At 36.5% G+C, this 14,338-nt stretch carries 12 protein-coding genes; 10 read left to right on the forward strand and 2 right to left on the reverse strand.

What is annotated here, in order from left to right; genetic code table 11:
* Positions 1 to 59 precede the first annotated feature (59 nt).
* From ACSBFT_RS11560 to ACSBFT_RS11605, 10 genes are all read left to right on the forward strand, one after another.
* Positions 60 to 1,049 (forward strand): MBL fold metallo-hydrolase, encoded by a 990-nt coding sequence (locus ACSBFT_RS11560; protein ID WP_489604739.1) that lies wholly within the window; start codon positions 60 to 62, stop codon positions 1,047 to 1,049.
* Positions 1,050 to 1,959: 910 nt separating this feature from the next.
* On the forward strand, positions 1,960 to 2,547 hold the full coding sequence (locus ACSBFT_RS11565; RefSeq protein ID WP_489604740.1) for a diheme cytochrome c-553: 588 nt from the start codon (positions 1,960 to 1,962) through the stop codon (positions 2,545 to 2,547).
* Positions 2,548 to 2,654: 107 nt separating this feature from the next.
* Entirely contained in the window at positions 2,655 to 3,575 is a 921-nt protein-coding gene (locus tag ACSBFT_RS11570; RefSeq protein WP_489604741.1) for a KilA-N domain-containing protein, read from the forward strand.
* Positions 3,576 to 4,109: 534 nt separating this feature from the next.
* Positions 4,110 to 4,865, forward strand: coding sequence for an ABC-three component system protein (locus tag ACSBFT_RS11575; protein ID WP_489604742.1), 756 nt, complete (start codon positions 4,110 to 4,112; stop codon positions 4,863 to 4,865).
* A gap of 1 nt (position 4,866) precedes the next feature.
* Positions 4,867 to 5,100 carry an ABC-three component system middle component 7 gene (locus ACSBFT_RS11580; RefSeq protein ID WP_489604743.1) on the forward strand — a complete coding sequence of 78 codons (234 nt, stop codon included), beginning with the start codon at positions 4,867 to 4,869 and terminating at the stop codon, positions 5,098 to 5,100.
* A complete protein-coding gene (locus ACSBFT_RS11585; protein ID WP_489604744.1) occupies positions 5,084 to 6,685 on the forward strand; it encodes a DUF2326 domain-containing protein in 1,602 nt (533 codons plus the stop codon). Before ACSBFT_RS11580 ends, ACSBFT_RS11585 begins: the two co-directional genes overlap by 17 nt.
* Positions 6,686 to 6,975: 290 nt before the next feature.
* Positions 6,976 to 7,323, forward strand: a complete 348-nt coding sequence (locus ACSBFT_RS11590) for a cupin domain-containing protein (RefSeq protein WP_489604745.1) — start codon at positions 6,976 to 6,978, stop codon at positions 7,321 to 7,323.
* A gap of 206 nt (positions 7,324 to 7,529) precedes the next feature.
* Entirely contained in the window at positions 7,530 to 7,733 is a 204-nt protein-coding gene (locus ACSBFT_RS11595) for a globin family protein (protein ID WP_489604746.1), read from the forward strand.
* A 672-nt stretch (positions 7,734 to 8,405) separates the two neighbouring features.
* Complete coding sequence (locus ACSBFT_RS11600; RefSeq protein ID WP_489604747.1) at positions 8,406 to 9,116, forward strand: type VI secretion system tube protein Hcp; 711 nt, start codon at positions 8,406 to 8,408, stop codon at positions 9,114 to 9,116.
* Between the two features lie 217 nt (positions 9,117 to 9,333).
* Positions 9,334 to 9,789: a hypothetical protein gene (locus ACSBFT_RS11605; protein ID WP_489604748.1), complete on the forward strand. Its 456-nt coding sequence runs from the start codon at positions 9,334 to 9,336 to the stop codon at positions 9,787 to 9,789.
* A gap of 449 nt (positions 9,790 to 10,238) precedes the next feature.
* Here ACSBFT_RS11605 and ACSBFT_RS11610 read toward each other — a convergent pair whose 3' ends face one another.
* Complete coding sequence (locus tag ACSBFT_RS11610; RefSeq protein ID WP_489604749.1) at positions 10,239 to 11,051, reverse strand: L,D-transpeptidase; 813 nt, start codon at positions 11,049 to 11,051, stop codon at positions 10,239 to 10,241.
* 223 nt (positions 11,052 to 11,274) lie between these two features.
* Positions 11,275 to 14,067, reverse strand: a complete 2,793-nt coding sequence (locus ACSBFT_RS11615) for an outer membrane beta-barrel protein (protein ID WP_489604750.1) — start codon at positions 14,065 to 14,067, stop codon at positions 11,275 to 11,277.
* Positions 14,068 to 14,338: the final 271 nt, after the last annotated feature.

Genomic DNA, 14,338 nt, shown 5'->3' on the forward strand with positions numbered 1-14,338 from the left:
TTCACTTAGATAATGGCTATCTTGCTTATGGCTTTATATGGCCATTAAGAAATATACATATGAATAAGAATATCACAAGAAGAAATCTAATAAAGAAAATGGGACTCACCGCCGGTGGGATTACTATGGGTTCCGTTCCTATCTTGGCAAATAATGCTGTGGTCACCAAACGTAACCCGCACATTTATTCTTTTCGGATAGGTGAATTAGAAGCATGGTCTATCAGTGATGGTTTTATGCTTTTTGATGCGGGTTTAGATCTTATGGAGCCCACCAGCTCTCATACCCAAATGCGGGAAGCCATGCTCTCTAATCATGAAGACCCTGGTTTTTTGCCCATGTATATAAATATTTTAGTCATTAGAAAGGGGAAAGAGGTTATCATTTTTGATGCGGGTTATGGCATAGTAAACAATTCTGAAAGAGGCTGGTTTCAGGAAGGATTAAGTGCTATTGGAATTGATAAAAGGGATGTCACGGCAGGTTTTTTAAGTCATGCTCATGGAGATCATATTGATGGTTTTGTAGGGCCAGAGGGTAAACCTATGTTTCCTAATGCCGCTATTTTTAACACACAAGAGGAGTTTAACTTTTGGCGACAAAAAAATCCAGACTTTTCTAATTCTAACAGAAATCCATCTTGGATTCCTAGCATGGTTAAGCATGCTAAAAAGCAATTTGAAATACTCTCTCCCCAAATACAAGCGGTGAAAACTGGAAGTGTGTTATTGGACAATTTGGTGACCATAGAGAATGGTTTTGGACATACGCCAGGCCATGCGGTTTATAAAATAACCTCCGGAGAAGATTCTTTATTTCATATAGTAGATTTATCTCATAATGGTGTTTTAATGTTTGAAAACCCTGCTTGGTCCATTAAGTTAGACCACTCCCCAGCTGTGGCTATTGCTTCTAGAGAAAGAATATTTTCTATGGCGGCAGAAAAAAGGATGCGATGTTTTGGCTTTCATATTCCCTGGCCGGGGCTAGGTTATATCAATAAAAAGGGAAAAGGATATAGCTGGTTGCCAGAAAGAATGTGGTGGTAATTCTAGTAGCCGACAGACAGGTCTTAAAAACGCTACGGATAAACATCTAAACAGCATGCAGAACTTTTTGACACCTCTTAACCAAACATTAGTTTACAAATCGTAAACATACTGAAAGATAAAGATTTAAAGGTAAATTCAGTTATTAAGAATTACTTAACAACTGCCCAAGATGGTAAAGAATATGAGGTTACTTATAGCAAGCCAGAGGCTCTAACGGAGACTCTGGCTAAAGGAAAAAGAGACGGGTGTAACCCGTCATATTTATGGTATCTCAGTAAAGCTTTTTACTCGTTGTCTTTCCACCTGCCTGTCCTCCTATCGGCGGATAAACCGGCAGACAGGGACAGGCTTGGGCAGCCCCGACTCCTTTTTGTTTAGGCAAAAACGAATCGCAGCGGCGAACCGTCCAAAACCATCTACCAAAATAAACTCACACCCTCAAAATTTCATTAACACTTCCATTGTAAAATTAATCTCAGGATAAAATTTTGACCGTGTTTTAAACAGTATTTTGGCAATAAGGATTATGTTCATTTCTATGATACCCCAGCGGGGTATAAGTTGAATAGAGATGGGTGCAACCCGTCTTATTAAAGCTATGCCAGTAAAGCATTTGGCGGAACTTTTGGCCTGTAAAAGCCAAAATTGTGACAAATAATTTAAGGATTGAATTGCAGTCTATGAACCAGTGATGACTATTGATTCTCATATCGAACTTTCCTTAGTATAAAAATGAGTTACATCGACTCACCCTGCCCATTTTGGGTGGGATTTTTGGTGTAAGCCATCCCCAAAATGACCACTCAATAAAGGATGATCTAGTTGAGAGTAATTACTGCTTTTATTGGATGTAATATTGTATTCATATACGACACGTATATCTTACCCAAAACAATTAGCCAAACCTGTGAAAACGAACAAATTTCTACTCTTGCTAACAAGCATTTCTTTTTTTATCATTTCCTGCTCCAATGAACAACAAACCGCAAGTGAAGAACCTGCCGAAATAGCTTCAAAACCTGAAGATGCTGTGAAACATGGTTTATATCTGGTCACCATTATGGGCTGTAATGACTGCCATTCTCCTAAACAAATGGGACCGAACGGACCTGAAATAATTCCTGAATTATTGTTATCTGGCTATCCTGAGGAAAGACCCGTAGTGAAGTTTACCGACCCTATGATTAAAGCTGGCTTTGCTATGCTATATCCTGACCTAACAGCTGCAGCTGGCCCTTGGGGTGTTTCTTTTGCGGGTAATTTAACACCAGATGAAACAGGACTTGGAAACTGGACAGAAGCACAATTCAAAAAAGCGATTACGGAAGGTAAATTTAAAGGATTGGATAGCGAAAGAATGCTATTGCCAACCATGCCCTGGTTTAACTACACCAGTTTGACAGATGAAGATGTATCTCACATTTTTGCCTACTTAAAGTCTATAAAACCTGTCAAAAACAGTGTGCCAGCTCCTATTACGCCAGATAATATGTAAACTTGCAAGTTTCAGAACCTTAATCTTAGCAATTAATCCTGCCCATTTGGGTGGGATTTTTGGTGTGGAATGACCGAATAATCAATAAATGAGGTTTTGGGTGTTTTATGTTTTCTAAGCTGGTAGTTTTATTTTTTTATAACTTAGATCTTAAAAGTAACCTTAAAACCTATGCTATATCTCGAGTTACGAGCAAGAAAAATGGTAAAATAGAAGTAGTAGGTTTATATGTTGGATTTACTACAATTCAAGACAAGGAATTTATCTGCATAACAGATATTGCAAAATATAAAAATCCAGAAGCTCCAGCTGACATCATTAAAAACTGGCTTCGAAATAAGAATACCATTGAATTATTAGGACTTTGGGGAAAAATAAATAATCCAGATTTCAAACTGGTCGAATTCGACCAGTTTAAAAATGAAGCAGGTTTTAATCACTTTGTGCTTTCTCCTAAAAAATGGATTACGACGACCAACGCTATCGGAATAACCTCAAAAGCAGGAAGGTATGGCGGAACCTTTGCACATTTAGACATTGCCTTAGAGTTCGCGTCTTGGGTTTCTGTAGAATTTAAGTTTTATCTGATAAAGGAGTTTCAAAGGCTTAAAGAAAAAGAAACTAAAACTCTAGACTGGGATGTAAAACGAAGCTTAACTAAGTTAAATTACCGCATCCATACTGATGCTATTAAACAAAATTTAATACCAAATAGTCTTAATAATAGTCAAACCGCAATGGTATATGCTACAGAGGCAGATGTACTCAATATGGCACTCTATGGCAAAACAGCCAAACAGTGGAGAGAAGAAAACCCTTCCGAAACTGGAAATATGAGAGATTACAGTAATGTCACTCAACTCGTATGTCTAGCCAATCTAGAAAACCTAAATGCGGTATTTATAAATGATAATTTGCCACAAAGCCAAAGGCTTGTAAAACTAAACCAAATAGCCATTTCTCAAATGAAAATACTCACAGCAGAAAATACCATTAAAACAAGTGAAGCGTTGCCAGAAAAAAGCTAACTGTAGGTTATTAAACACTTGGTGTTCAACGTCAGATAATCTTTTTTTCACACCACCTTAGACAGGATTTTTCACGCTTTGACCGAAGGCTACATACTGTCCCCTTGCGGAGTCTCCGAGAGGAAAAATTTATTCCGACATACCCCTGCGGGGTATAATATTAATAGAGACGGGTGCAACCCGTCTTGTTTAAGACATAACAATAAAGCATTTGGCGGAACTTTTAGCCATTAAAAGCCAAAATTGTGACAAATAACTTAATGGATGAAAACAGTATATGAAACAGTGATGACTGTTGGTTTTCATATCATACTCCCCTTAGTTTGAAAATGAATTACATCAACTAATCCTACCCATTTGGGGTGGGATTTTTGTATGAAATGACCGAATAATCAATAAATGAATTTTTGGGTGGTTTTTGTTTTGGAAGGGGGTAATTTTAGTCCAAGTAAAAATTATAAATATTACTAATGAATGTTACCGGTTAATGGCTAATTCCTAAATAATTTTGAGAACCACAAGGCAAATAAAACATTGAGTAAAGAAAGAAGAAAAATACCACCAAACGAACAATTGATTCTACATTCAGAAGTCAATGGGGTTTGTCCATTGTGTCCAACTATATTAATATATGAAAAAAGGGGTAGAAATCAGAAAGGATTTGAAATAGCTCATATTTACCCATTAAACCCTTCACCACACGAAGTAATTCTTCTAAAAGATGAAGAAAAGTTAAGTTCAGATTTAGACCACGGAAATAACTTACTTTGTTTATGTAACCCTTGTCACAAAAGATACGACAAAAATAAAACTGTGGATGAATATCGTGAATTAGTGAAAAAGAAAAGGGATATTCTTAAAAGAAAAAAGGAACAAGAAATTTGGTCAAAAACTAGTATTGAAAAAGAAATATTTGAAATAATCGAATTACTTGTTGCCCAAGATTTAGAATTTAAGGATAATCTTGAATACAGCCCTAAAACAATTGAGGATAAAACAAATGACTCAATTACAGTCTTGACTAAAAGAAGAATACATCAAAATGTTCAAGATTACTTCTATAAAATAAGTGCAAAGTTTAAGGAATTAGACTTCCTTGAACCGATGACAACAGAAATTATTTCTTCTCAAATAAAAACCCATTATTTACTTCTAAAGAAACAAGGAACTAATCAAAAGGAGATTTATGATGCAATGGTAACTTGGCTACAAAAACAGACAAAACAAGAAAATAGAGACGCTTCCGAGATAATAATCTCTTATTTCATCCAAAACTGCGAAATATTTTGAAATGATATATCCAAACAAAAACATACGCTTTGAAGAATCTATTATTTATAAAATGATATCCATTTTAGAATTACAAGAAAAGTCGTCAATAAATATTCACGAATTGTATAACCAGACAAAACCAAAGTTCAAAAACACTGATGAATTCATAATATCTCTAGATGTACTTTATGCTTTGGATATGATAAATGTAGACTTTGAAACAGAAAATATAGAATATGTTAAGAGAAATTAAATGCGACCAATTCATTAAGCCAACCATTGAATTTACAAATGGTTTAAATTCAGTTTTAGGTGATGATATTTCGACCAATTCTATCGGTAAGTCTACATTATTAATGATTCTAGATTTTGTATTTGGAGGGAATTCATTTTTAAGTAAGAATTCAGGCAGTATTAAGCACCTAGGGCATTTGACATTTAAATTTGGGTTTCTATTTGGTGATAAAAAATTTCATTTTTCAAGGAATACTGAAAACCCTTCGAATGTAAATGTATGTGATGAAGAATATAACCCCTTAACCGAAATTACATTAAATGAATTCACTTCTCAAATCTTGGAATTATATGAGATTACTCACGCTCACATCTCTTTTAGAGACGTTGTAAGTTTGTTTTCTAGAATTTGGGGCAAAAACAATTACAGCGTAGATAAACCATTACTATCATTCCCAAAAGAAGCTGATGCAGATTCTATTTCCAGGTTGATTAAACTATTTGGCCTTTACCATAAAATTGTTGACTCAACAAAAAAATTGAAAGACAAGAAAGATTCAAAGAAATTTTTGAATGGAGCAATACGTAAAAATTATATTCCTAAAATCACTAAAACTACATTTGAGCAAAACAGTAGTCAATTAGAAAATATTGAAAAGGAAATCACAGACATTAAAGAGAATATTTTAAAATTTACCCTAAATATTGAGGAACTAACCAATAAAGAAGTCATTGACCTAAAAGTTGAAAAAAGCAAATTATTAAAAGAACAATCAATAATCTTAAATAAAATTAGGCGTCTTGATTTAAATCTCAACCAAAAAAGTATCAAGAGTAAACACCTAGATAGGCTATCTACATTCTTTGAAAATCCGAATGAAGAAAAGATAATTGAAATTGAATCTTTTCATAATAAAATAAGCTTGATACTCACTAGGGAATTAAACGCAACCAAAGAGGTCTTAGAAAAAGAAAACGATTTATTTATTGAGAAAATAGAAGAAATTGATTTGGAAATCTCTTCATTATTAAGCAATGTAAGTAGTCCTAAATATATCGTTGATAAGATTTATGATTTAACTATAGAATCTAATAAACTTAAAAATGAGAATAGATTCTATCAAGAGAAAATTAATATTACTGAAGAAGTAAAAGAAATTGAAATTGATATTGACGTACTCATTGAAGATATTTTAACTGAAATTGAAACCTCAATAAATAAAGAATTAATAGAAATCAATCAAAAGATTCACGCCAAAGGAAAAAAAATTCCAAAAATTATATTAGGCAGGAAGACTTATGAGTTTGACCATTCCTCAAATACTGGGACAGGAAAATCCTATGCAGACCTTATCGAATTTGATTTAGCTATTTTAAAATTAACAGTCCTCCCCTTTCTAATACACGATTCAATACTTTTTAAGAATATAGAAGATGTCGCTGTAGATAGAATAATCGAACTATATTCAGGTTTTAAGAATCAAATTTTCATCTCAATTGACGGGATTAACAAGTATAGTAAGGAATCCAAAAGAATACTGAATGAATCAAAAATATTGGAATTATCAAAAGATAGAAAACTATTTGATAAAGATTGGAGCTAAAACAATATTCCGTTCTCCTATCCTTTCTCCCTTGTACAGTCACCGTTAGGTACTCTGAGGAATCACTAAATAAAACTTAAGGAATTACCCCTTGCAAAGTCTCAGCAGGGACTCTGCACTTCTGAAGGAAATGCTCCACCCTCCAATGTTTGCAGCATCAGATAGCCGACAAAAAGCTTCTGAATTTAAAGTAATATCATCACAAGTAGAGTCACTCAAGCTACACCATGACAGTGGTCATATTTAGCCATCGGATTCCTTTGTTTCTTTACAAAAAGTAAACTAATAATATGCTACTAACATCATTCCAAGAAGACTTGATTTTCGGAGATAAAATCAAAACCAAAGTAATTTTAGAAACAGCCTTCTCTAAAGAAATACGCATACTTTTGAAAGCTGGACAGGTGATGAAACAGCATCAAACTAAATTCCCTATTGTGGTTCATTTGCTCAAAGGTGAGATTGATTTTGGCGTAGAAAATACAGTGCACAGCATAAAAGAAGGCGATGTTTTAACTTTAGATGCCAATGTCCCTCACGATTTAAGTGCTATTCAGGATAGTGTGGTACGTCTTACATTATCAAAGTCTGACGATGTGGCTAGGGTAGAAAAAGTAATTGAAGATTCTGACCAATGAAAGAAATAGAATCCAGAGCAGATATAGCCTTATTGGTAAATACATTTTCATAAGGAAAGAACCCTTTATTGGCCCCATTTTCAATAAACATATAGCAATGGCCAAAGCATTTAGAAACACTAACGGATTTTTGGGAAACCAATCTTTTTGGAATAGCTAAATTTAAAGGAAACCCCACTTTAAAGCATTTCAATGTAGACAAGAATTTGCCCCATGGCATCCAGCAGGAGCACTTTGGCAAATGGCTTGAGCTTTGGTTCCGTACCATAGACCAGCTTTTTGTAGGTGAACTGGCACATAAGGCAAAGGAAGCCTCCAGACGTATGGCTCATGGACAGTTTATGGCTGTTTGGAATAACCGAGAAAAAGTAAACCTGTTTTTTGATATTCTATTAAAAGAGCGAAATTAATCAACGATAAAACCCTGTTTCTTCGCTGACCTCGCTGGTCAGGCCTAGGCGTGCCTACCTCCTTTTTGTTGGGGCAAAAACAAGCTGACGAACTAAAGAACGAAACAAATCAACGATAAAATCCTGTTTCTTCGCTGACCTCGCCGGTCAACACTAGGCGTGCCCACCTCCTTTTTGTTGGGGCAAAAACAAGCTGACGAACTAAAGAACGAAACAAATCAAGGATAAAATCCTGTTTCTTCGCTTACCTCGCCGGTCAACACTAGGCGTGCCCACCTACTTTTTGTTAAGGCAAAAACCCGAGACGTCGGACCGAAGCAAAAACCATCAACAAAATAAACTTGTACATTCAAAATTCATATCTTAATGACTAGTAGGAGAGGCTAAGGAGAGTGAATTTTCAACGTACTTCAAATAGTATTTTGTTAGATAGGAACACGTTCTTATTTATTCTAACATTTCCCTTTGCAGAGTTCTTTAAGTCCAAAGGTCTCTGCTGGGACTCCGCTCTCCGATGCTTACAGCGTCGGTGTGGTGAGATAAAAAGCCTCTGGCTTTTACAGTGTTTCAGCCTTAAAAAACACATTGCTCACCCTATGCCCATTTGATTTCATGGAATTTTAGATCGGGGACTATAATCCCTACCTTCACAAGTCTAAAAAAAATAATACCATGAAAATAAAAACTATTCAGTTCCTCATTGCCTTACTTTTAGCTGCTCCTTTTACATTGATTGCCCAAGATATTTCTATGGAGGCGGCTCCTGAGTTAGAAGTGAATGGCATTATATTCTCTAGCAGCGGTGGTGTTAAATTCCCCGACGGAACCATCCAAACCACAGCATACCTTCGAAACCCAGCAATGGAAAGTGGGCTGTCGGCCTTAGTGATAGAATTTGCCCCTTCATCAGGAATAAAGGGTCCAGCTCATGGCGATGGCATTACGGATGGTTTAAACGTGTTAAGTTTATCTAATGGCCTATCAAACTCATCTACAACTCATCTAGGCGGTGGCAGTGGAGCGGGTAAATCTAATTTCCAGGACCTCTCTTTCTCAAGGTTATCTGATATTAATTCTACCCGAATTAGGTCATTTGTAGCCGATGGCAGGCATATAGCTCACGTTGAAGTGTTTTTCTTAAGAATGATTGACAACCGCTATGTTATAGATCATAAAATTCGCTATGAAGATTGTATCATTTCCTCTTTTAATGTTAGCTCTGGTGGAACAGAAATGACCGAGAGCGTTGGTATTAATTATGGCAGTGCATGTTATTGCTCTTACGAAAGAAGCGAAATAGGTCAAGAGCTAGAATCTGCAAGTTTTGGCTGGAACATAGCGGAGAACATAGCCATAAGCACTTGTAATTGTGATAGTTTTTAAGCTGACTTGAATTTGGAAAAAGAATTGACAGAATTGCCCCTTTGCAGCGTATTCTAATACCTTTGAATACCCTGCCTAAGGACAAAGCCAATTCCTCTTGGGGAGACTCTTCCTAGGGAATAGCTTATTATTATGAATATAATTCTTGATTTTTGCTCGCTACAAGTCCGTTTTTACCTTTAAGAATTTTAAAAACATAGCATCAATTACTTAACCAATGAAAAAAGTACTATTCCTGTTGATGGTTACTCTTGTTTCATGTAGTCCTGCTGTTGATATTAGCAGCCCAGAAATTGAAGGAACTTGGAAACTTTTTGAAGCGACTCTTGAAGAGAATGGAGTTAAAACAGTTACAAAATACGACCAGAACACCTCGTTCATAAAAATTATTAATAAGTCACATTTCGCTTTCCTCCTACACGATTTAACCAAAGGAAAAGATAGTACAGCAGTATATTCTTCTGGTGGAGGAACTTATGAATTGGAAGGAAACAAATACACAGAGAATCTTGAGTACTGCTCAGATAGAGAATGGGAAGGAAATGACTTTCATTTTACACTAGTAATCAGAAACGACACCTTAATACAAAGTGGTGATGAAATTGTGGAAGAAGCCGGAGTAAATAGAATGAATACAGAGAAATATATAAAAGTTAATAAGTCTAAATTCTAGACTCAAGGCAATAATTAATTTAAGAGAATAATTCCCTATTCAAACTCTCCACGGGAACAAATATGAAGCAACTAGTCCGAAATTCCGAACAGTTCAAACCGAAGGTGCTAGAACAAATTAAACATTACCGCTCTTATAGACTCTAAAAACCTCTTAATACCAATCTGATGCTTATAGCATCAATATGCTGATAAAAAAATAATATAAAACATCCCTACCCCATAACCTTCGCTGGTCTAAAATTGCGAATGGTATAGGTGAAGTTCAGTATATAAAAACGACTCAAAACCAAGGATTTGTTTTCCCTTTGCAGCGTCTCAAAATAGACGCAGCATTACTATGGCAAAATAGCTGCTCAGACTCACCACTCCAATGCTTGCAGCGTTGGAGTGCTTATAAAAGCCTCATCCACTAACACTCCATGCGTCTGGTGGCAAAAAATCATATGCTTAGGTGTCGGTAATGGATATCCAAGTATGACTAATCCCAATCAGATTAACTAATTCATAAAATATTTTAGCATTCATGGGGTGAAGCCTTACACAACCATGTGAGGCCTTTGTTCCCAACTTTGCAAAGTTCCCCGTTGTGGTTCCATGAACGGCATATCCACCTTTAATAAAAACGGCATAAGGCATATTGCCAAGCCCCTCGTAGTTTCCTCCAGGGAATTTTTTCGAGGTATATCTTTTAAATATTGGTCCTGCAGCTCTTACATTCAATGTTGGTGTATCGTACTTGCCTATGCCGGTAGAAACCGGAAAACTGTCTATTAATACGGCATCAAGATATAAATAAAGGGTTTGGGTAGACTTTACGATATGTGCATATATGAGGCAACCGGCTTCACTGCAAGGGATATTTTCAGGGTCTTTTTTGCTGGTTAGAAAGGAATCAAGGATTTGTGTGTTTTCCTTCAATAACAGGAGCTCCTCTGGCGTATGGGTCTCCATTTTTTTCCAAATTTTACGCAAACTGTCCACTTGCTCCACCATGGCCATTTCTCTGTGCCATGCATTATCAATTTGTGTTAACAAAGCATTGATGGAATCTTTGTCCGGAGTAAGTAGCGTACTTTCAAAAATATTAGTTTCAAAACCCGGTCCAGCAGTATCAAGCTTTTCTGCCTTTATGGAATCTTTAAAAGCATAGTAATCAAAATTTTCTGGGAGTTTCTTTCTTGAAGGACTATCGCATGATTGCAAAACGGTCAATACAATTATACTAAATAGGATTGCTGTATCCGAAAATGTGAATTTCATCACCCAATATACGCTTTTTAAAGAAACTATTGCGTATAATTTCCGATTTACTTCGTCTCGAAATTGACTCCGAAGGCCAATTTATTTTCGCTGCTCAAAGTCTCCCAGTCTGCCTATTTATCCGCCGATAGGAGGACAGACTAGCGTTAGTGATTCTAAAAAAAATCACCAGACCGATACTCAAAGCAGTGGTCTGGTGATAAAAATTAAAAATAAAGCATTGCTACTTCTTAACCTTCGCTGGTCTAAAATTCCGAATGGTGTAGGTGAAGTTCAGCATGTAAAAACGACTCAAAACCAAGGATTTATTATCCGCCACGTAGGCAGCGGTAATTTCTCTGGAAATGCTGTTGTTTTGTCCAAGCACATCAAAGGCCGACAAGCTCAATTCGGCTTGGTCTTTTTTCATAAACTTATAGGCTGCTTTTGCAGATAATAAGGTGAAGTTTTGTTCAAAGCCTTCTATACCCGCTAAATAGGTGTTGGTGCCTTTTACATTAAATAAGAAGCCACTTTTACTTAATAAATTCAGAGCTAAACCAATGTTTTGCGTGTAATAGTTGCTATTGAGATCTTGCTGCAGCGTATTCTCAATAATGTTGTAACCGCCATTATAGGAAAGTGTAAAATCCACTTGCTCAGAGATATTGCTACCCAAAACAGCACCTAGCGTTAATCCCGTGTTTTGGGCAATGTTTTCTAAGTCATTTACTAAACCCGGCGTAATAGAATGGTTTACACCAAAGTTAAGATTGAGGTTTGATTTTAGGCTTGTAAGCGGAAAACCATAGGTTATAAAAGAGCGGTAAGACTGACTGTTTCCGTAGTTGCGTGGCAAACTTAGCGAGGCACCCCTTAGCAGCGGAATGCCATTATAAACGGTATCTTTTAGTGCAATGGTGCTAATATTAGAAATGTTATCTAAGGTATAGCTACCCACCAAATAAGCATAGAAAGTGCTTCCTTTCTCTATATTGGCACTATTATAACGGAACGTCAAGCTGTGATTGTTCTCCTGGTCTAAGTTGGGATTTCCAGCCGATAGCTGCAATGGATTGCTGTTGTCCACCACATTTTGTAGCTGCGTAATGCTGGGTGCATTGGTAGAGGTTCTATAATAAACCCGAATGCTTTTTTCTTTGCTCAAAGAATACCTCAGCATGGCAAAAGGCAAAACGTTTTTAAAACTTCTGCTCGTATTCAAGGTCTGCGGAAACAGTTGTTCGCCATCCAAGTTGGCTATTTGATAATTCAGATTGGCAAAAAACATAAAATCTCGCCCTTTATTATATCTATAGCCAGCACTCATGGTTTGGGTGTTGTACTGGTTCAAAAAGCTATTACTCAAATTCTCATTCAAGTTATTGAAAGTCCCCGTTTCAGGATTAAAGTCATATGTTGATTGGTCAGACTCATTATCTGCCCAGTCTGTTTTATAAGAAAAACGCAAGCTACTTCTTTCGCTAAGTGGCTGAGAATAGTCCGCTCTGATGTCGTATGAATTATTTAAAACTAATTTACTCGACTCCTGATTGAGGATCAAATCATTGACATTTAACTGGTCTTCTGATAATAATGCAGATTGATAGTCTTGGCTCGACCTATTATTTCCTACACCAACAGAAAATGTTTGCCCTGGCTTGGCAAATCTATGACGATAAAGCAGATTGAATTTTAGCGAATAGCCATCATTATTACTATTTGTAGAGGTTATGGTGTGATTCAAGAGCTCGTTTACAATGTCTGTTCTACCGTCCACATAATCGCTTATGTCGGCATTTTGAAAGCTAAGTACTGGCGTAAAAATCAAGGAATTTTCCTTATCAATGTCGTATTGCATCCTCAGGTTAACCCTATGATTTAGATTTTGCTTATTCCCAGCATGATTTTCAAGATAATCTTGGCTTACGTTTTCACCCAAAAACGTTGTTTGTTTTAAAGTATCGATGGAGTTATTATCCGTCTGATTGTAGAAATAACTCATATTTACCTTTACTTTTTCACTCCAGTTATCTGTGAGGTTAAAACCTAAAGCATTTGTATTGGTAATGCCACTTTGCCCATTCACCAGAAAGTCGCTGGAGTTAGCCCCTACAGAAGAGCCACCTCGTCCGCCGCCTCTCCTACCTCCACCTCTTCCAGAGCTAGTGCTACCCAAAACCCCTAATAAGTCGTCTGAAGAGAAGTTCGTTTGATTAATATTATTGGAAAGCCCAATGATGGAAATTCTTAAATCTTCGTTGAAATAGTTGACATTTCCACCCAAATTGTATCTATCGTCGGTACCATAACCGGCGTATACTTTTCCAAACTGCCCATTGCTTTTTCCACTTTTGGTAACAATGTTTATCGATTTCTCGGTGTTACCGTCGTCTGTACCAGAAAATTGAGACTGGTCGCTCAAGCGATCAAATACTTCTATTTTGTCAATAATTTCTGCTGGTAAGTTCTTTAGAGCTGCACTGGCATCATTACCAAAGAACTCTCTACCATCCACCGTGACGCGTTTTACATCTTCCCCTTGGGCTTGCAGTTTGCCATCTTGATATTGTATGCCGGGCATCTTTTTCACCAAATCGTCTGCCGTAGCATCTGGATTTACTTTATAAGCATCAGCGTTAAACTGTAAGGTGTCGCCTTTCATGGCTACCCGCACTTGTTTGGCTTTTACCTCTACTTCGCCCAATAGTTTTGAATCTTCTTCCAGAATTATGTTTTCAAACAGCTTATCATTATCTATCAAAGGAACTCGCTCCGTTTTAGTCACAAAACCCACAGAGCTAATTTTCAAAAGGTAAAAACCTTTGGGTAGCTCATTAATTTCAAATTCCCCATTGGCATTGCTAAATGCCGCTCTTAAAAATGTGGAGTCTCTAGGAGAAGTCAACCGCACAGTGGCAGCCACAACGCCTTCGTTATTGGAATCGGTTACCTTTCCAGAAACCTTAAAAACATCCTGAGCAAAAGCGTAGGATGAAAAAACAAGGAATAATAAAGTAGTAATAAGTCTATTCATAATTAAATTTTAAGGCTCTTTGACTCTTAAAGACTTTAAAGGTTTAAATAGACATAAGGGCTTTTATCCCCAAAGATTAGCCCTTTGTCGATACTGACTTAGCATATTAATTTTTAAGACCCAAAGTGTCTCGGTTTTGGATTGAATTCTGATTTAGTGAGGGAGTGGTGCGATAAACCTCTGACATTAACGGCCATATTTAACATAAATCAATTTTACAAGTTTGAATTTTCAAACACTTTGCTACGGCATAATTCATAGCGATCATTTA

The sequence above is a fragment of the Arcticibacterium sp. SM2516 genome, assembly GCF_057914865.1.